Here is a 17,401-nt window from a genome sequence, read left to right as displayed (position 1 = left end):
GACGTCACGTCCTGGAGCGTTCCTGGCTAGACCTTTTCTTCCTCTTCCCCTGCGACCGGGTGAGCCGAGGTCCGCGCGGCGGCCTCCTGCCGCTGCAGAACCCGATCACGGGCAGAAACGCCCAGGAGATCGGCGATCCGCCATATCACGTGATCCTCGATCTCGCTGCGCTGACCGTCCGCGTAGACGATATCCCAGAGGATGCCGAGAAGCTCGATCCGGTCCTCTTCGTCAACCAGATGCTTTCTGAGATCCGAGGTGAACCGGTAATAGTCGACAGCTTCGCTTCCAGCCTGCCGGCCCGCCTCGATCAGCGACTGCAACCCTTCCGGGCTTAGATCGTAACGATCTCGCATGAGGTCGCGGAACTTCTGCTGCTCTTCCTCGGACATGTTGCCGTCGGCTTCCATGACCTGGAAACAGAGCGCCACGAACGCAACGCGAGGGTCGTCTGGCGCAAATTCATCCGTATGGTGCGGGGCTGTCAGCGTGTGGAGGAAGGCCTGGATGCGATCGAGCATATGTTATCTAGGCCTTCTCCGGTTTTTCTAATAAAGCCTCAGCCTCGTGGGAGACTTCTCGGCACTTGAGTCCTTGACACCGGGATCATCGGGCGGACGACCGAAAAAGGGAACGGGCTCGTCCTGCTTTTCTGCCTCCGGGGGCTGCTCCGCTGTCACATTCGTGGCCGTAGGTGTTTTTGCTGCAACAGCTAAGTCCTCCTGCGGCACCACGACGGGCTGCATGTCGGCAGCAACCTGATTGGTGCTCTCGTTTTCCGGTGTTTCGACAGCCGGCGTGACGTCTTCGCGAATCGTGATTGCCGGAAGCGTTGCGATCGCCTCGTCTGCGGCCAGGGTGCCGTCTTCCACGGGTCCTTCGATCTGGCCGAACGGGACTTTCCATTCGAAGGCATCAAGACGTCCGGTGACCGGCGAGAGCGGCAACCATTTGTCCGAAACGATACCGTCGGCAACCCAGGCAGGATCACGGCCAGCACGCAGCGCTTGCGCCATCCAGTGACGGACACGGCCCTGATCGCCGGTATCCGCTTCCTCGATATCGGCCAGCAGGAGATAGGCGGCCTCACGCGACTGCATGCGGGCTGCAGCTTCTGCCTTGGCGCGCGCTTTGGGGAACTGCTGGGCATCGAGAGCTGCCTGCGCGACGACCAGCAGCGATTCGATGTTGTTGGGACGCAGTGCTTCGAGCTTTTCGGCACGCTTCAGACGGTCAAGCGTGCTATCGCCGCTGCGGGCGCGGACATAGGTGCGGCCGAGATCCGGATGCGGCTCGATCTTCCAGGCGCTTTCGAGGATGCTTGCTGCCTTGCGGATATTGTCTTCGCGCAGATAGGCCTTGGCTGCAATGATCGCGGCCGGCACGAGGCCCTTGGCGAGCTTCAGAGCGGCCTTTGCATCTTCGCGGGCACCGTTCGGGTCGCCTTCCAGGCGTTCACTGGCCTTGGCGGTCAGAAGAACGGCTTTCAAGCGCTCGGCTTCGCCGCGTTCGAGCACACTTGCCGCCCGCTGTTGATCGAGTAGCTGGATGGCCTCGTCCCAACGGCCGGACTGGCTGCGCGATTCGAGCGTCGCCTGGGCTGCCCAGGGCAGGTAGGGCGCATGTTCGACGGCTTTTTCGGCATACTGGCGAGCAGCTTCGTTGGCGCCGAGACGGCGTGCTTCCATGTAAAGGCCGCGAAGACCGAGTTCACGGGTTTCCGGGTCTTCGGACATCTGTTCGAACTTGGCCCGTGCGTCCGCATGGCGGCCTTCGATCAGGGCCGCCTGCGCTTCCAAAAGGTGAATGAGCGGTTCCTGATCGGCGCTGAGCAGGCCGCGCGTGCGGATGCTCATCTTGCGGGCGAGAACCGCATTGCCAGCACCGGCCGCAATCAGGCCGGTCGACAGCGCCTGATAGCCGCGGTCACGCTTGCGGGTGCGGAAATAGCGGCGCACCGACAGCGGCGATGTCCAGATCACGCCGATGACCCACCATACGATCATGACCGCCGCGATCAACGCCACGACCATGGAAGCGGCTACCATGATGCTGGTTTCGATCAGATGATCCTGCCAGGTGATCGAGATCAGCCCTGGGCGATCCGCAATCCAAGAAAAGCCCCAGCCGAGGCCCAGAACCACGAGAAGAAAAATGAAGAGCCTGATGATCATCCGTTTCTTTCTTCTTCAGCCTTAAGAGCCTGATTTCGTGCCAGCAAGCGCGCGCGAAAGAGTTCCGCTCACGAGATTTTCAACCTGTACCCGCGCATCGAGCTTCCGCTTGAAATCGGTAGACGCCGATTTTGCGGCGTCCGGCAGCGTATCCCACTGCTGGGCAGCTGCCTGAAGGTCGCCGCTGCGCAACCGGTCCTCGATGCGGGAAACGATCGCATCGACCGTTTCACCCTCGACATCGCCGACGCGGCGAACCTTGACCACCGACATGGCGGAGGACAGAAGTCGGCTGGCAATGCCCTGGTTCGGATCCGCTGGCACAGAGGCCTGAATGATCGCATCGGCGACAGCGGGAAACTCGCTCTGCAGCTGTTCACGCGACGGCGCGCCGTCTGCGGCGAATGTCTTGAGCTCGGCGATCGCGGGATCGTCGCCGGCAATGTTCGTATAGGCCTGAAGCTCTGCCTCGAACGAGCCGCCACGATCGATGGCGGCCTTCAGTCCGGCAGCAGCGACGGCGCGGGCAACCTGCTGTTCCGGGCCGCGATCGTTGATCTGGGCTTCGGCTGCTTCCAGCCGACGGGAAAGCTCGGCGGCCTGTGTTGCTGCCGCAGCTTTGGTATCGGCGAGCTGCTGCTGAATTGCATTCAGGCTTTCTTCGGTCGGACCGCCGGTATTTTGCGCAACAGAGCTTTCCAGCGCCTGAATGCGGCTTGCGAGTTCCGCATCGGGAGATGCGGGCTGGTTGCGCAGCGTCTGAATTTCCTGGCGAAGAGCTTCGACTTCGTCCGACAGTTCGGTCGAGCCGGATGCTGCGGGGGTCGATGAGGGAAGATACCCGGCATATTGCATGCTGCCCGCAAGCAGAAGCGCGACGATGCCGCCGAAAATGCCGGCAGCAATCAGCGTGGACGCCGAGGTCCCACCGGAGCGGGTGGCTGGCTGGGCGTCCGATGCCTTGTCAAAGGTTTCATGCTTAGCGGCAGGTTCGTCAAAACCGGGCGTGGGCGACGGGGTGAATTCCTCGGTCGGCGAGGGGGCAGCGTCACGAGCAGCGTCTGTCGCAATCGGCGCGTCCGGCTCGGTCACAACCGGATCGGCTGTTCCCGTCACACCTGGCTCGTCTCGCCCATGGGAGCTATCCGGCTGGCCGATCACGTGGGACGTGTCGGTCTCTTCAGGCACGGTCGATGTCACCGGCTCGCCGGCCAGCGGGATGGCATCCGTCGTCTCAGAAGCTTCGACTTTTTCCGAAGCGGTTTCCGGGATGTCGCTGTCATTGCTGCGCACAGGCTCGGCCACCACGCCAGCGCCATCGGCCGTCAGGTCGATCGTGACCGGTTCTTTCTCCGCCATCGATCGGCGGGGTGGTTTTTCCGTTACCATCTCGACCTCTTTTCGCATCTGCTCAGGGAAAGTAGTTGGTGGGGCAGGGTAAGGAAAGGGGAGCGAGAGAATTTGGCTTGGCACTATGGTGAAAGAAACGCGAAAAGTGCGTCTTCGTCGGGTGTTTCAGCGACGAAGATAGCAGGATGAAATTTTTCAGGCACCGCGGTAGCGACGTTTTTGCTGAGGCAGATGACCTGCAAATGTTCGATCGAGGCTGCAAACGGCTGCACGAGTTCGAAGAACAGCGCGGCGTTGTGGCGCGAATAGAGAAGGACTGCGTCGGCCGCCGGGCGGGTCAGAAGCGGTTCGATGATCTCGGTCCGGTAGCCGACCTTGACCATCCGGTAGATCTCGATCGTTTTGCAGGCGATGTCGCGGGCGTGTAACCCGTCCTCCAAATCCGGCGAACGCGGATTGCCGGCAAGATAGAGGAGACTGGATGTTTCGCCGACATCCTGGGCGATCCTCTCCACCAGATCATGCCCGGTGCCATCGCCGCAGCGGATATCGGTAAAGCCGAGGGTGCGTGCTGCCTCGCCGGTCGCTTCGCCGACGGCGTATATCTGCGTGGACAGGCGATGCCGGAGTTCGTGTCCAAGTTCGCCAAGCACGCGAACGGCTTCGGCGCTGGTCACGACAAGTGCGGAATGGAGTTCGGACAGCGCTTCTCGGGCGATCTCCAGGTGATGCTCGGCGCGGGTGAGCGGCAGGAAGACCGGCTGATGGCCGAGGGTTTCGAGCCGTGCTGCGGTTCGCCGGGCGGAATGGTCAGGGCGGGTAACGATGACCCGCATGGCGTCAGACCCAGCCTTCGAAGAAGCCCGGTCCGGCAGCGGCGCGGACGGTTTCTCCGGCCTGGCGACCAAGCGTTTCCGCATCCGCCCGTCGGCCGCTGATGTCGACCGCATGTTCTGTCGATCCGTCCGGCGTCAGGATCAGGCCTGAAAATTTCAGATGATCACCGTCGCAGATCGCGTAGCCGCCAATCGGCGTCCGGCATGAGCCATCGAGGGCTGCCAGAAACGCGCGCTCGCAACTGACCGCGTCAAAGGTGGGACAGTCGTTGACGGCTTTCAGCAGGTCATCGATGGCCGTGTCGCCGATGCGGCTCTCGAGGCAGATCGCGCCCTGTGCAGGCGCTGGCGGAAAATCGACGGGGTCGAGCAGTTCGGTCGCAACTTCCTCGCGGGCCAGCCGCTTCAGCCCGGCATACGCCAAAAGCGTCGCGTCCACATGGCCTTCATTGAGCTTGCGAAGGCGCGTGCCGACCGATCCGCGAAAAATCGCGACCTGGATATCGGGACGAAGACGGCGCACCAGCGCCTGACGCCGAAGCGATGCGGTTCCGACGGTCGCACCGTCAGGCAGAGCCTTGAGGCTCGGCGCCGTGCGGCCGATGACAGCGTCGCGGATATCCTCGCGGGGCAAGTAGGCGGAGATGTAAAGGTCTTCCGGAAGCTTGGTCGGCATGTCCTTGGAGGAATGCACCGCGAAGTCGAGATCTCCCGAGGAGAGCTTTTCTTCGAGCTCCAGCGTGAACATGCCCTTGCCGCCGATCTCGCTCAGGGCGCGGTCGGTGATGCGGTCGCCGGTCGTGGACAGGACGACAATTTCGAACATTTCCTCCGGAAGGTCATGGGCTGCCATCAACCGTGCACGGGTTTCGGCCGCCTGGGCGAGCGCCAGCGGGCTGCCCCGCGTTCCTATCCGGAAAGGTTTTGTTTGCATCCGCGTCATTCCATTGTTACCGGAAGCCCTCGTAAACCTGTTTTCCTCTTCAATCAACGATAGGTCATGGCGGCATTTCTTCGCATCCTCGGCATTGAAACAAGCTGCGACGAAACCGCGGCCGCAATCGTCGTGCGCCACGAGGACGGTCGCGGCGAGATTCTCTCCGATGTCGTCTTCTCGCAGCTCGACGAGCACAGCGCCTATGGCGGCGTGGTGCCCGAGATTGCGGCGCGCGCCCATGTGGAGGCGCTGGACGGCCTGATCGAGGAGGCACTGTCGCGCGCTGGCGTCTCGCTGGATGAGATCGATGCGGTGGCGGCGACCTCCGGTCCCGGCCTGATCGGCGGACTGATCGTCGGGCTGATGACGGCGAAGGCGATTGCGCGCGCCACCGGCAAGCCGCTGATGGCGATCAACCATCTCGAGGGACATGCGCTGACGGCGCGGCTGACGGATGGATTGTCGTTCCCCTATCTGATGCTGCTGGTCTCCGGCGGGCATACGCAGCTGGTTCTGGTGCGTGGCGTCGGCGATTATGAGCGCTGGGGCACCACGATCGACGACGCTCTGGGCGAAGCCTTCGACAAGACGGCAAAGCTGCTCGGCCTGCCATACCCGGGCGGTCCCGCCGTCGAGAAGGCGGCGCTGACGGGCGATCCCGATCGTTTTCAATTGCCGCGGCCGCTGGTCGGCGAAGCCCGGCTGGACTTCTCGTTCTCCGGTCTCAAGACCGCCGTGCGTCAGGCTGCGACCGAGATCGCGCCGCTGTCCGAGCAGGATATCGCCGATATCTGCGCCTCGTTCCAGAATGCGATCTCGCGAACGCTGCGCGACCGGATCGGGCGTGGACTTGCGCGGTTTGCCAAGGAATTCGGCCATCTGGATGTCGGTCCTGCGCTGGTGGTTGCCGGCGGCGTTGCCGCCAACCAGGAGATACGTCGAACGCTGCAGGCGCTCTGCATCGAACACGGATTTCGCTTTATCGCGCCGCCGATGAAGCTGTGCACCGACAATGCAGCGATGATTGCCTGGGCAGGGCTTGAACGGCTGGCCGAAGACATGCCGTTCGACGGCATGGATGTCGCGCCGCGCTCGCGCTGGCCGCTGGATGCCAATGCGCAGACGCTGCTTGGCTCCGGCAAACGGGGTGCCAAGGCATGAACGGGGCAGAGATGCCGCAAGAACGGATCGTCGTGATCGGGGCCGGGGCCTTCGGTACGGCACTCGCAGCCGTCATCGCGCTCGAAGGTCGTCACCCGGTAACGCTGATCGGCCGCAATACCGGCCTGATGGCCGATCTCAGAAACGACCGTGTGCATGACGCGGCACTTCCCGGCGTGACGTTGCCGGATGCGCTCGAATTCTCCGCTGAACCCGACGCCATCTCGGATGCGAGCATTGTGCTGTTTGCCATGCCTTCGCAGGCGCAGAGCGATGCGGCGCGGTATTACGGTCCGTATCTCGCAAAGGATGCGGCGGTCGTTACCTGTGCCAAAGGCATAGACCGCGTGTCAGGGCTTTTGCTGACGGACGTTCTGGAGGCATCGCTTCCGAGCCACCCGATCGCGGTTCTCTCCGGCCCCGGTTTTGCATTCGACATTGCGCGCGGGCTTCCGACGGCGATGGCGCTTGCGGCGGAGGACCAACTGCTCGCGGAGCGTCTGGCGACCGTGCTGTCCAGCCGGACCTTCCGGCTTTACGCCTCGTCCGACCGGATCGGCGTGCAGCTCGGCGGGGCGATGAAGAACGTGCTGGCGATTGCCTGCGGCATCGTCGAGGGCGCAGGCCTTGGTGATTCGGCCCGTGCCGCGCTCATTTCGCGCGGACTTGCGGAAATGTCGCGTCTGGTCGAGGCGATGGGCGGCAAGGCGGATACGGTTCGGGGCCTGTCCGGTCTCGGCGATCTGGTTCTGACCGGAACCAGCCACCAGTCCCGCAATCTGCGCTTCGGTATTTCGCTCGGGCGAGGGGAACCGGCATCGGCTTCCGGCGGGCCGCTGGTCGAAGGCGCCTTTGCCGCGTCGGTCGCTGCCCAGCTCGCGCAGACCCACTCCGTCGATCTGCCGGTGACGGAGGCCGTTGCCGCAATCATCGACGGACGGCTTGGCGTGGCCGACGCGATGGAACGCCTGATGACCCGCCCGATCACAACGGAATAGATCAAAACCCAAGGAGAGAACGATGCTGTTTGCCTTCCTCTGCACCGACAAGCCCGGCCATCTCAACGTCCGGATGGAAACCCGTCCGGTCCATCTCGAACATCTCAACAAGCTCACTGCCGACGGCACGCTGAAGTTTGCCGGGCCTTTCCTTGACGATGAAGGCAAGCCGAACGGCAGCCTGGTCGTGGTTGAAGCCGCCGATATGGCGGCTGCCCGCACGCTTGCCGAGGCCGATCCCTATTACCTCGCCGGCCTGTTCGAAAAGGTCGATGTGAAGCCGTGGAACTGGACGATCAACAAGCCTGCGGAGTGAGATAACCATGGCCTATTGGCTCTATAAATCCGAACCGGATGTCTGGTCCTGGGAGCAGCAGAAGGCCAAGGGAAAAGCCGGCGAGGAATGGACCGGCGTGCGCAACTATCAGGCCCGCAACAACATGCGGGCCATGAAGATTGGCGACAAGGGGTTCTTCTATCACTCGAACGAGGGGCTGGAGATCGTCGGCATCGTCGAAGTCTGCGCGCTGTCGCATCCGGATTCCTCGGCCAAGGGCGATCCGAAGTGGGACTGCGTCGATATTCGCGCCGTCGAGGACGTGCCGAAGCCGATCACGCTGAAGGATATCAAAGCCAATCCGCAGTTCGAAAAGATGGCGCTGGTCACCTCGATGCGGCTTTCGGTGCAGCCGGTGACGGAAGAGGAATATCTCGAGATCTGCCGGTTGGGTGGTGTCAAGAACCCGCCCCGCTCGCCGGACTGACGCGTCCTTGAAAACCGACCCTGCGACCTTCATCCTCGCCAACACGGATATCACGGCGCCGCCGCATGTTCCTGAGATCCGGCTTCATCTGGCGACCGAGGCGCATGATCTGTGGCTGAAGACGGAGGAAGAGTTGCAGGCGATCGGTCTGCCGCCGCCGTTCTGGGCCTTTGCCTGGGCCGGCGGGCAGGGGCTCGCCCGCTATATTCTCGATCATCCCGATACGGTTGCGGGCAAGCGGGTGCTGGATTTCGCCTCAGGATCCGGGCTGGTGGCGATTGCGGCGAAACAGGCTGACGCAGCGCATGTGTTGGCCGCCGATATCGATCCCTGGACGGAAGCGGCGGTGAGGCTCAACGCTGCAGAGAACGACGTCTCTATATCCTTCACGTCGCAAGATCTGATCGGGCGAGAGATCGAGGCGGATGTGCTGCTCGCCGGCGACGTGTTCTACGATCGCGGCATGGCCGATCTGTTGATACCGTGGTTTACCCGGTTATCGGAAGCGGGAAAGGTCGTTCTGGTCGGTGATCCCGGCAGGAGCTACTGCCCCAAGGATCGGCTTACCGAGATGGCCGTCTACCAGGTACCCGTCACCCGGGCACTTGAAGACAGCGAGGTCAAAAAGACGACCGTGTGGCAGTTCGCCTGAGACGACTATCGGCCGCCGCGAATGACGCAGACGCCGGCTTCAAACGAGCAGGATTTGTTCGAGGCCACCGCGTTGCCGCCCATCTCCTGCGCCACATCGATCACCTTGGCTTTCGGGGCGAGTGCCACACTGCGGCGTTCCTGCTGCGGCCAGTAGATATCGTCGCGCACAAGATAGGTCCCATTGCCCGGGACCGAGTATGCCTGGATCGAACCTGCATAAGTATCAATCCCGCGCGTGAAGGATGACGAGCCCCGATCAAAGCGACCCGATGCATAAGTACGGGTCATCCGGTTGATCTCGGCAGGACGGTTGCGTCGTCCGTCACCCTGGCGATCCCAGCGATTGTTTTCGACGAACTGGTGGCGATGGCCTCTGTCGTATCCACGGTCGGCATAGCCCTGATGGTGATGCCTGCGATCTGCCGCAGAAGCGACTGATGCGAAGGCTGCAAGCACTGCTGCGGCGATGACAAGGGGCTTGATCCGGTGACTGATCATGACGAACTCCGCGACACACAGGTTAACGAAACATTAACATGGAGCGAAAGCGGGTTTCTGGCAAGAAACCAATTGTTCGGGTTTGCCAGATATCGTGCCGCGATCTGGCAAACCCGAGACCTTGAGAAAAACACAATCGATTAAATTCTCGATCGTTTAGAATTGTTCTTGTCGTTGGGGAATTCCAAGATTAAACCACGCGAATGATGCAATGCACATTTTCTCGGCAGCGTGCATTGCCAAGGGCTCCCGCTCTTTGACGCATTACGACGCCGCGAGGTTCTGATGGCGAATGTGACTAACAACCGGCCTCTGTCGCCGCATCTCTCAATCTACAAGCCAATCCCCACAATGGTCATGTCGATCGTTCACCGTATCACCGGTGGCGCTCTGTATTTCGGCACGATCCTTGTCGCGTGGTGGCTGATCGCTGCAGCAAGCGGCCCGGCTTACTACGACTGGGCCAACTGGGCGCTCGGCAGCATTCCCGGCAAGCTGGTTCTTCTCGGCTATACATGGGCGCTGATCCACCACATGCTCGGCGGCTTCCGCCACTTCATGTGGGACTTGGGCCGTGGCTTCGAGAAGGAATTTTCGACCAAGCTCGCCATCGCCAACATCATCGCATCGCTCTGTCTGACCGTGCTGGTCTGGGTGGTCGGCTTCATCGTTCGCTAAGGAACAGCTTCCATGGATATGCGCACCCCGCTCGGTAAGGTCCGCGGACTGGGCTCCGCCAAAGACGGCACGGAACATTTCTGGCGTCAGCGGATGACCGCCGTCGCCAACGTGCCGTTGATGACCTTTTTCGTGATCTTCATGATCATCTATGCCGGCAAGCCGTTTGCCGAAGTGGTCGAGGCGCTGTCGAACCCGTTCGTCGCTGTTGTCATGGGCCTTGTCGTGATCTCGGGCATCATCCACATGAAGCTCGGCATGCAGGTCATCATCGAGGACTACGTGCACAGCGAGTTCGCGAAGGTCCTGTTCGTCATGCTCAACACATTCTTCTCGATCCTGATCGCCGGGCTTTGTCTGTTCGCCGTTCTGAAGATCGCTTTCGTAGGATAATCCGTCATGGCATCCGTCACCCCCATCGCTCCAGGCGCCTCTCAGACCGGCAAGGCCTATACCTATGTCGACCATTCCTACGACGTGATCGTCGTGGGTGCCGGCGGTGCAGGATTGCGCGCCACGCTCGGCATGGCCGAACAGGGCTTCAAGACGGCCTGCATCACCAAGGTCTTCCCGACCCGTTCGCACACGGTCGCAGCGCAGGGCGGCATTGCCGCCTCGCTGCAGAACATGACGCCCGATTCGTGGCAGTGGCATCTCTATGACACCGTCAAGGGTTCCGACTGGCTTGGCGACGTTGACGCCATGCAGTACATGGTCATGGAAGCACCCAAGGCCGTTTACGAACTCGAACATTACGGCGTGCCTTTCTCGCGCAACGAAGAAGGCAAGATCTACCAGCGCCCGTTCGGCGGCCACATGCAGAATTTCGGTGCAGGCCCGCCGGTGCAGCGCACCTGCGCTGCCGCTGACCGCACCGGCCACGCCATCCTGCACACGCTCTACGGCCAGTCGCTGAAGCACAACGCGGAATTCTTCATCGAGTATTTCGCGCTCGACCTGATCATGTCGGATGATGGTCGCTGCACAGGCGTCGTTGCCTGGAACCTCGACGACGGCACGATCCATCGCTTTACCGCCAAGATGGTGGTTCTGGCGACCGGCGGTTACGGCCGCGCCTATTTCTCGGCAACCTCCGCCCATACCTGCACCGGCGACGGCGGCGGCATGGTGGCGCGTGCCGGCATGCCTCTTCAGGACATGGAATTCGTCCAGTTCCACCCGACCGGCATCTATGGTTCGGGCTGTCTCATCACCGAGGGTGCACGCGGCGAAGGCGGCTACCTCGTGAATTCCGAGGGCGAACGCTTCATGGAGCGCTATGCGCCATCCGCGAAGGATCTGGCCTCCCGTGACGTGGTCTCGCGTTGCATGACGCTGGAAATCCGCGAAGGCCGCGGCGTCGGCAAGAACAAGGACCACATCTTCCTCCATCTCGACCATCTCGATCCGGCCGTGCTGCACGAACGCCTTCCCGGCATTTCCGAAAGCGCCAAGATCTTTGCGGGCGTCGACGTGACGCGCGAACCGATTCCGGTTCTGCCGACCGTGCATTACAACATGGGCGGCATCCCGACCAATTACTGGGGCGAAGTGCTGAATGCAGACGCCAACAACCCTGAACGCATCCTGCCCGGCCTGATGGCCGTGGGTGAAGCCGGTTGCGCTTCGGTGCACGGTGCAAACCGTCTCGGCTCCAACTCGCTGATCGATCTCGTCGTGTTCGGCCGTGCCGCCGCCATCCGCGCCGGCCAGGTGATCGACCGCGAAGGACCGATCCCGGCACTGAACACAGCCGCCTGCGACAAGATCATGGACCGCTTTGACAGCCTTCGCCACGCCAGCGGCTCGACGCCGACGGCGATCCTGCGCGACAAGATGCAGCGCACCATGCAGGATGATGCCGCCGTGTTCCGCACACAGGAGTCGCTGGAATCCGGTTGCAAGCGCATGTCGGCAATCTGGGGCGAAATGCGCGACGTGAAGGTCACCGACCATTCGATGATCTGGAACTCGGATCTCGTCGAGACGCTCGAACTGCATAACCTGATGGCGAACGCGATCACCACGGTCTACGGTGCCGAAGCGCGCAAGGAGAGCCGCGGCTCTCATGCACGCGAGGACTATACGGACGGCGCGTTTTCCGGCCGCGACGACGTGACCTGGCGCAAGCATACGCTCGCCTGGGTCAACGACGCGGGCGACGTAAAGCTCGACTATCGCCCGGTCCACACGGACCTGATCGCCGACGGCATCGATCCTTACAAGATCGAGCCGAAAGCGCGCGTGTATTGATCTGAGGAAACTGGAACATGGTTGAACTTGCTCTGCCGAAGAATTCCCAGATGACCGAAGGCAAAGTCTGGCCAAAGCCGGATGGTGCCACGAACGTTCGGGAATACCGCGTCTACCGCTGGAGCCCGGATGACGGCCAGAACCCGCGCATCGATACGTTCTACATCGATATCGACGATTGCGGCCCGATGGTTCTCGATGGTCTTCTCTACATCAAGAACAATATCGACCCGACGCTGACGCTGCGCCGTTCGTGCCGAGAAGGCATTTGCGGTTCCTGCGCCATGAACATCGACGGCACCAACACGCTTGCCTGCACCAAGGGCATGGACGACGTGAAGGGGACGGTCAAAGTCTATCCGCTGCCGCATATGCCTGTGGTCAAGGACCTGGTTCCGGACCTCACGAACTTCTACGCCCAGCACCGCTCGATCGAGCCCTGGCTGAAGACCGTATCGCCGACGCCTGCCAAGGAATGGAAGCAGAGCCACGACGACCGCCAGAAACTCGACGGTCTCTACGAGTGCATTCTCTGCGCCTGCTGCTCGGCATCCTGTCCCAGCTACTGGTGGAACGGCGACCGCTATCTCGGTCCGGCTGTTCTGCTTCAGGCCTATCGCTGGCTGATCGACTCCAGAGACGAAGCCAAGGGCGAGCGCCTCGACAACCTCGAGGATCCGTTCCGGCTCTATCGCTGCCACACGATCATGAACTGCGCGCAGACCTGCCCGAAGGGTCTGAACCCTGCCAAGGCGATTGCCGAAATCAAGAAGATGATGGTCGAGCGCCGCGTCTAGTAAAACCTTACAGTATCCCGACCCTGCAGACGCACGGTCGGGATTATTCGATTAAAACAGCTCGCGTAATCGTGACAGTTGTCGTGCCTTCGCCAAATAGCGCCGGTATGACTTGATTAACTAAGTCCTTTTACGGTAACTCCGTCTCAATTGAATGGATCAGTTCCATGCAGAGATGCGGCTGAAAGCAGGAGTTTTGTGATGCAGTTCAGATATGTGGCGACAGGCGTTGTTCTTGCGCTGGCTCTTGCCGGTTGCCAGAGGACGTCCAATACCTCCCCTTATGCTGATCTGCCAGCACAGCCCTCCCGGCCCGCGCCGCTTCAGGCACAGCCTGTTCAGGGTGTGCAGGGCGGCCAGCTTCCACCTCCGGGTGGTGCAGCCCAATATCCGACGGCGCCTCAGGGAGGCCAGCAGATGGCATCAGTCGATCCGAATGCTGCGGCGCCTGCCAATGCTCTCGATATTACCAAGCAGCAGATGGTCGGCAACTGGCGCGTTGCCAATGGCGGCTCGTCCTGCGACATGTTCCTGACGCTCACCAATCTCGGCAGCGGATCGCGCGGCGGCACTCGTGGCTGCTCCGGCGAACTGACGACGATGGGTTCGTGGGAAGTGTCGGGCAAGATGGTTCAGTTCAAGAACCGCGCCGGCGACGTCATCGGCCGCGTCTACAAGAGCGGCGATACCCGTTTCGACGGCACCACCAATTCGGGCCAGCCTCTCGGTCTCAGCCGGTAAACGGTCTGCGGAGGCGGCAGGGTGGAGCCGATCCCGGACTACACATCGAGCGTCGGTGAAGAGCTGAAGGCACTGGCGGCGTCCGGGGTGCTGACTCCGGACACTGCGCAGATGCAGGTGGCCGCCAAGCTCGACCACATTCTCAAATGCTTCAGAGACACGAAGCCAGCCAAGAAGACGAGTGCTCTCGGCTGGCTGTTTGCCCGCGGTGGCGGCAAGCCGCGGGAAATCCGCGGGCTTTATGTTCATGGTAGCGTCGGTCGCGGCAAGACCATGCTGATGGACATGTTCTTCAAAAAGGCATCCATCGCAAAAAAGCGGCGTCTGCACTTTCACGAATTCATGGCCGACGTGCATGGACGTATCCACGAGCACCGTCAAAAGCTGAAACGCGGCGAGACGAAACAGGCAGATCCGGTGCCGCCGATCGCTGCGGCCCTGTTCGCAGAAGCGGAACTTCTCTGCTTCGACGAATTCTCGGTGACCGATATCACCGATGCGATGATCCTTGCGCGGCTCTTCACCGAATTGTTCAGCCTCGGCTGCGTTCTCGTCGCGACCTCGAACGTGGCCCCCGACGATCTCTACAGGGATGGCCTCAACCGCGGTCTGTTCACGCCGTTCATCGCGCTGCTCGGCCGCTACGTGGATGTCGTCACGCTGGACTCGCCAACCGACTACCGGATGCAGAAGCTGGCGAGCCTGCCCGTCTATGTGACGCCTCTCAGCCCCCAGGCGGATCTGGCGATCGAAAACACCTGGCATCAGGTGATCGACGGCGAGAAGGCGAGCCCTGTCGAGTTGCCGATGAAAGGTCGCACCATCAAGGTGCCGCTGGCGTCCGGCCGGGCTGCACGGTTCAGCTTCTCGGACTTGTGTGAAAAACCGCTAGGCGCGTCGGACTATCTGGCGATCGCCGATCGCTTTGACGCTGTCTTCATCGAGCACGTCCCGCAGCTCGGACCCGAAAAGCGCAACGCAACCAAGCGCTTCATCAATCTTGTCGATGCGTTCTACGACCATTCGGTCAGACTCTACGTCTCCGCCGCGAGCGAACCGGATCAGCTTTTGTTGGAGAAGCGCGGCACCGAGGGGTTCGAGTTCGATCGAACAATCTCCCGTCTCTGGGAGATGCGGAGCACCGATTACCTCGCCCTGCACAACGCAAAGCGTCAAGAAGCCTGACACTTTCATGACAGAATTTCTTACGTTTACGTAAGGTAATTGATATCTAACCGATTGAAAAATATCACTCCGAAATAATCGATTGCGATTTTTCCGATATGGCGCTATCGGTGGCGCCGCACGTGAACCTGCTATGACTTGACGCAGGTAAAGTCTTGAGAGGAAGCTTTTCGATGGCGCGCAAGAAAATTGCACTTATTGGTTCGGGCATGATCGGTGGCACGCTGGCACATCTTGCCAGCCTGAAGGAGCTGGGCGACATCGTCCTCTTCGACATTGCCGACGGTATCCCGCAGGGCAAGGGTCTCGATATCGCCCAGTCCGGTCCCGTCGAAGGCTTTAACGCCAAGCTTTCCGGTGCCAGCGACTACTCCGCCATCGAAGGCGCTGATGTCTGCATCGTCACTGCCGGCGTTGCCCGCAAGCCCGGAATGAGCCGCGACGATCTGCTCGGCATCAACCTGAAGGTGATGGAACAGGTCGGCGCCGGTATCAAGAAATATGCCCCGAACGCATTCGTCATCTGCATCACCAACCCGCTCGACGCGATGGTCTGGGCGCTGCAGAAGTTCTCCGGCCTGCCGAAGAACATGGTCGTCGGCATGGCCGGCGTGCTCGACTCGGCTCGTTTCCGCCTGTTCCTGTCGGAAGAGTTCAACGTCTCCGTCCAGGACGTCACCGCCTTCGTTCTCGGTGGCCATGGCGACACGATGGTGCCGCTCGCCCGCTACTCGACCGTCGGCGGCGTTCCGCTGACCGATCTCGTCAAGATGGGCTGGGTCACTGCCGAGCGTCTCGAAGAAATCATCCAGCGCACCCGTGACGGTGGCGCAGAAATCGTCGGCCTGCTGAAGACCGGTTCTGCCTACTACGCTCCCGCTGCATCGGCGATCGAGATGGCCGAATCCTTCCTCAAGGACAAGAAGCGCGTTCTGCCTGCCGCTGCTTACCTGTCCGGCCAGTACGGCGTGAAGGACATGTATGTCGGCGTTCCCACGATCATCGGTGCCGGTGGTATCGAGCGGATCATCGAAGTTGAATTCAACAAGGACGAAGAAGCTGCCTTCCAGAAGTCGGTCGGCGCTGTTTCGGCTCTCTGCGAAGCCTGCATCAATATCGCGCCTGCGCTGAAGTAATCGCCTTCGGGCGCACGGATTTAAGGATACCTCGATGAACATTCATGAATATCAGGCCAAAGCCCTCCTGAAGGGTTATGGCGCACCGGTTGCGGAAGGTGTTGCAATCTTCTCCGCAGAAGAAGCCGAAGCTGCTGCAAAGCAGCTGCCGGGTCCGCTTTACGTGGTGAAGAGCCAGATCCATGCTGGTGGCCGCGGCAAGGGCAAGTTCAAGGAACTCGGACCGGACGCCAAGGGCGGCGTTCGCCTGGCTTTCTCGATCGATGAAGCCAAGAGCCACGCCAAGGAAATGTTCGGCAACACGCTGGTAACCGCGCAGACCGGCGACGCCGGCAAGCAGGTCAACCGCCTCTATATCGAAGATGGCGCCGACATTGCCCGCGAACTCTACTGCTCGCTGCTCGTCGACCGCTCGGTTGGTCGCGTTGCCTTCGTCGTTTCGACCGAAGGCGGCATGGACATCGAAGCTGTCGCTCACGACACGCCCGAGAAGATCCACACGATCGCGATCGATCCGGAAGCCGGCGTGACTGAAGCAGACATCGCTGCGATCTCTTCGGCGCTTGAGCTGTCGGGTGCTGCTGCGGAAGATGCGAAGTCGCTGTTCCCGCTGCTCTACAAGGCCTTCAACGAGAAGGACATGGCGCTCCTCGAGATCAACCCGCTGATCGTCATGAAGGACGATCATCTGCGCGTTCTCGATGCCAAGATGTCGTTCGACGGCAACGCGATCTTCCGCCATGACGACGTCAAGGCGCTGCGCGACGAGTCGGAAGAAGACGCCAAGGAAATCGAAGCGTCCAAGTGGGACCTCGCTTACGTGGCGCTCGACGGCAACATCGGCTGCATGGTCAACGGTGCCGGTCTCGCGATGGCGACGATGGACATCATCAAGCTGTACGGCAAAGAGCCTGCAAACTTCTGCGACGTTGGCGGTGGCGCCGGCAAGGAGAAGGTCGCGGCTGCCTTCAAGATCATCACGGCTGACCCGAAGGTCGAGGGCATCCTCGTCAACATCTTCGGCGGCATCATGAAGTGCGACGTCATCGCCGAAGGCGTTGTCGCAGCGGTTCAGGAAGTCGGCCTCAAAGTTCCGCTCGTCGTGCGCCTCGAAGGCACCAATGTCGAGCTGGGCAAGAAGATCCTCAACGAATCGGGTCTTGCGATCACGGCTGCTGACGATCTCGACGATGCTGCCAAGAAGATCGTCGCGGCGATCAAAGCCTAATTTGGGGACCT

The 17,401-nt window shown here is 61.3% G+C and carries 19 protein-coding genes; 13 read left to right on the top strand and 6 right to left on the bottom strand.

Features of this window, described 5'->3' with window-relative positions; all coding sequences use genetic code 11:
- Positions 1 to 26 precede the first annotated feature (26 nt).
- From G6K99_RS16110 to hemC, 5 genes are all read right to left on the bottom strand, one after another.
- Positions 27 to 521 carry a TerB family tellurite resistance protein gene (locus tag G6K99_RS16110; RefSeq protein WP_062462449.1) on the bottom strand — a complete coding sequence of 165 codons (495 nt, stop codon included), beginning with the start codon at positions 519 to 521 and terminating at the stop codon, positions 27 to 29.
- Between the two features lie 27 nt (positions 522 to 548).
- Positions 549 to 2,174 carry a heme biosynthesis protein HemY gene (locus G6K99_RS16105; protein WP_174197146.1) on the bottom strand — a complete coding sequence of 542 codons (1,626 nt, stop codon included), beginning with the start codon at positions 2,172 to 2,174 and terminating at the stop codon, positions 549 to 551.
- Between the two features lie 21 nt (positions 2,175 to 2,195).
- Positions 2,196 to 3,563 (bottom strand): COG4223 family protein, encoded by a 1,368-nt coding sequence (locus G6K99_RS16100; RefSeq protein WP_244631496.1) that lies wholly within the window; start codon positions 3,561 to 3,563, stop codon positions 2,196 to 2,198.
- A gap of 83 nt (positions 3,564 to 3,646) precedes the next feature.
- Positions 3,647 to 4,360, bottom strand: coding sequence for a uroporphyrinogen-III synthase (locus tag G6K99_RS16095; protein ID WP_174197144.1), 714 nt, complete (start codon positions 4,358 to 4,360; stop codon positions 3,647 to 3,649).
- Between the two features lie 4 nt (positions 4,361 to 4,364).
- Complete coding sequence (gene hemC / locus G6K99_RS16090; RefSeq protein WP_062462652.1) at positions 4,365 to 5,294, bottom strand: hydroxymethylbilane synthase; 930 nt, start codon at positions 5,292 to 5,294, stop codon at positions 4,365 to 4,367.
- 66 nt (positions 5,295 to 5,360) lie between these two features.
- Between hemC and tsaD the strand changes: the two genes are divergently transcribed.
- The 5 genes from tsaD to G6K99_RS16065 are packed head-to-tail and all read left to right on the top strand — an operon-like array spanning position 5,361 to position 8,872.
- Complete coding sequence (gene tsaD / locus G6K99_RS16085) at positions 5,361 to 6,458, top strand: tRNA (adenosine(37)-N6)-threonylcarbamoyltransferase complex transferase subunit TsaD (protein ID WP_174197143.1); 1,098 nt, start codon at positions 5,361 to 5,363, stop codon at positions 6,456 to 6,458.
- Positions 6,455 to 7,456, top strand: coding sequence for an NAD(P)H-dependent glycerol-3-phosphate dehydrogenase (locus tag G6K99_RS16080; protein WP_371816207.1), 1,002 nt, complete (start codon positions 6,455 to 6,457; stop codon positions 7,454 to 7,456). Before tsaD ends, G6K99_RS16080 begins: the two co-directional genes overlap by 4 nt.
- A 22-nt stretch (positions 7,457 to 7,478) precedes the next feature.
- The gene (locus tag G6K99_RS16075; protein ID WP_174197142.1) at positions 7,479 to 7,772 is read left to right on the top strand and encodes a YciI-like protein; all 294 of its coding nucleotides are present in this window, start codon (positions 7,479 to 7,481) and stop codon (positions 7,770 to 7,772) included.
- Between the two features lie 7 nt (positions 7,773 to 7,779).
- Positions 7,780 to 8,220, top strand: coding sequence for an EVE domain-containing protein (locus tag G6K99_RS16070; protein ID WP_062462467.1), 441 nt, complete (start codon positions 7,780 to 7,782; stop codon positions 8,218 to 8,220).
- 7 nt (positions 8,221 to 8,227) lie between these two features.
- The gene (locus G6K99_RS16065) at positions 8,228 to 8,872 is read left to right on the top strand and encodes a methyltransferase (RefSeq protein ID WP_174197141.1); all 645 of its coding nucleotides are present in this window, start codon (positions 8,228 to 8,230) and stop codon (positions 8,870 to 8,872) included.
- 5 nt (positions 8,873 to 8,877) lie between these two features.
- Here the strand turns inward: G6K99_RS16065 and G6K99_RS16060 are convergent, their stop codons facing one another.
- A complete protein-coding gene (locus tag G6K99_RS16060) occupies positions 8,878 to 9,372 on the bottom strand; it encodes a hypothetical protein (RefSeq protein WP_174197140.1) in 495 nt (164 codons plus the stop codon).
- A gap of 285 nt (positions 9,373 to 9,657) precedes the next feature.
- Between G6K99_RS16060 and sdhC the strand changes: the two genes are divergently transcribed.
- From sdhC to sucC, 8 genes are all read left to right on the top strand, one after another.
- Positions 9,658 to 10,050, top strand: a complete 393-nt coding sequence (sdhC, locus tag G6K99_RS16055) for a succinate dehydrogenase, cytochrome b556 subunit (RefSeq protein WP_062462475.1) — start codon at positions 9,658 to 9,660, stop codon at positions 10,048 to 10,050.
- A 12-nt stretch (positions 10,051 to 10,062) separates the two neighbouring features.
- A complete protein-coding gene (gene sdhD / locus G6K99_RS16050; protein ID WP_062462477.1) occupies positions 10,063 to 10,443 on the top strand; it encodes a succinate dehydrogenase, hydrophobic membrane anchor protein in 381 nt (126 codons plus the stop codon).
- A gap of 6 nt (positions 10,444 to 10,449) precedes the next feature.
- Positions 10,450 to 12,303: a succinate dehydrogenase flavoprotein subunit gene (gene sdhA, locus G6K99_RS16045; protein WP_174197139.1), complete on the top strand. Its 1,854-nt coding sequence runs from the start codon at positions 10,450 to 10,452 to the stop codon at positions 12,301 to 12,303.
- 17 nt (positions 12,304 to 12,320) lie between these two features.
- Positions 12,321 to 13,100, top strand: a complete 780-nt coding sequence (locus tag G6K99_RS16040; RefSeq protein ID WP_062462483.1) for a succinate dehydrogenase iron-sulfur subunit — start codon at positions 12,321 to 12,323, stop codon at positions 13,098 to 13,100.
- A 201-nt stretch (positions 13,101 to 13,301) separates the two neighbouring features.
- On the top strand, positions 13,302 to 13,841 hold the full coding sequence (locus G6K99_RS16035) for a protease inhibitor Inh/omp19 family protein (protein ID WP_062462486.1): 540 nt from the start codon (positions 13,302 to 13,304) through the stop codon (positions 13,839 to 13,841).
- A 21-nt stretch (positions 13,842 to 13,862) separates the two neighbouring features.
- On the top strand, positions 13,863 to 15,026 hold the full coding sequence (gene zapE / locus G6K99_RS16030; protein WP_174197138.1) for a cell division protein ZapE: 1,164 nt from the start codon (positions 13,863 to 13,865) through the stop codon (positions 15,024 to 15,026).
- Between the two features lie 173 nt (positions 15,027 to 15,199).
- On the top strand, positions 15,200 to 16,162 hold the full coding sequence (gene mdh, locus G6K99_RS16025; protein ID WP_062462492.1) for a malate dehydrogenase: 963 nt from the start codon (positions 15,200 to 15,202) through the stop codon (positions 16,160 to 16,162).
- A gap of 34 nt (positions 16,163 to 16,196) precedes the next feature.
- Positions 16,197 to 17,390 (top strand): ADP-forming succinate--CoA ligase subunit beta, encoded by a 1,194-nt coding sequence (sucC, locus tag G6K99_RS16020; protein WP_113111732.1) that lies wholly within the window; start codon positions 16,197 to 16,199, stop codon positions 17,388 to 17,390.
- The last annotated feature ends 11 nt before the right edge of the window (positions 17,391 to 17,401 follow it).

This window comes from Neorhizobium sp. AL 9.2.2 (genome assembly GCF_013317225.1).
Classification (GTDB): domain Bacteria; phylum Pseudomonadota; class Alphaproteobacteria; order Rhizobiales; family Rhizobiaceae; genus Neorhizobium; species Neorhizobium soli.
This window is presented reverse-complemented; position numbering and strand designations above follow the sequence as displayed.

What these genes read in the sequence shown, in the direction of transcription:
- G6K99_RS16110 (WP_062462449.1), bottom strand. Translation starts at nt 521, where the DNA reads ATGCTCGATCGCATCCAGGCCTTCCTCCACACGCTGACAGCCCCGCAC.
- G6K99_RS16105 (WP_174197146.1), bottom strand. Translation starts at nt 2,174, where the DNA reads ATGATCATCAGGCTCTTCATTTTTCTTCTCGTGGTTCTGGGCCTCGGC.
- G6K99_RS16100 (WP_244631496.1), bottom strand. Translation starts at nt 3,563, where the DNA reads ATGGTAACGGAAAAACCACCCCGCCGATCGATGGCGGAGAAAGAACCG.
- G6K99_RS16095 (WP_174197144.1), bottom strand. Translation starts at nt 4,360, where the DNA reads ATGCGGGTCATCGTTACCCGCCCTGACCATTCCGCCCGGCGAACCGCA.
- hemC (WP_062462652.1), bottom strand. Translation starts at nt 5,294, where the DNA reads ATGCAAACAAAACCTTTCCGGATAGGAACGCGGGGCAGCCCGCTGGCG.
- tsaD (WP_174197143.1), top strand. Translation starts at nt 5,361, where the DNA reads ATGGCGGCATTTCTTCGCATCCTCGGCATTGAAACAAGCTGCGACGAA.
- G6K99_RS16080 (WP_371816207.1), top strand. Translation starts at nt 6,455, where the DNA reads ATGAACGGGGCAGAGATGCCGCAAGAACGGATCGTCGTGATCGGGGCC.
- G6K99_RS16075 (WP_174197142.1), top strand. Translation starts at nt 7,479, where the DNA reads ATGCTGTTTGCCTTCCTCTGCACCGACAAGCCCGGCCATCTCAACGTC.
- G6K99_RS16070 (WP_062462467.1), top strand. Translation starts at nt 7,780, where the DNA reads ATGGCCTATTGGCTCTATAAATCCGAACCGGATGTCTGGTCCTGGGAG.
- G6K99_RS16060 (WP_174197140.1), bottom strand. Translation starts at nt 9,372, where the DNA reads ATGATCAGTCACCGGATCAAGCCCCTTGTCATCGCCGCAGCAGTGCTT.
- sdhC (WP_062462475.1), top strand. Translation starts at nt 9,658, where the DNA reads ATGGCGAATGTGACTAACAACCGGCCTCTGTCGCCGCATCTCTCAATC.
- sdhD (WP_062462477.1), top strand. Translation starts at nt 10,063, where the DNA reads ATGGATATGCGCACCCCGCTCGGTAAGGTCCGCGGACTGGGCTCCGCC.
- sdhA (WP_174197139.1), top strand. Translation starts at nt 10,450, where the DNA reads ATGGCATCCGTCACCCCCATCGCTCCAGGCGCCTCTCAGACCGGCAAG.
- G6K99_RS16040 (WP_062462483.1), top strand. Translation starts at nt 12,321, where the DNA reads ATGGTTGAACTTGCTCTGCCGAAGAATTCCCAGATGACCGAAGGCAAA.
- G6K99_RS16035 (WP_062462486.1), top strand. Translation starts at nt 13,302, where the DNA reads ATGCAGTTCAGATATGTGGCGACAGGCGTTGTTCTTGCGCTGGCTCTT.
- mdh (WP_062462492.1), top strand. Translation starts at nt 15,200, where the DNA reads ATGGCGCGCAAGAAAATTGCACTTATTGGTTCGGGCATGATCGGTGGC.
- sucC (WP_113111732.1), top strand. Translation starts at nt 16,197, where the DNA reads ATGAACATTCATGAATATCAGGCCAAAGCCCTCCTGAAGGGTTATGGC.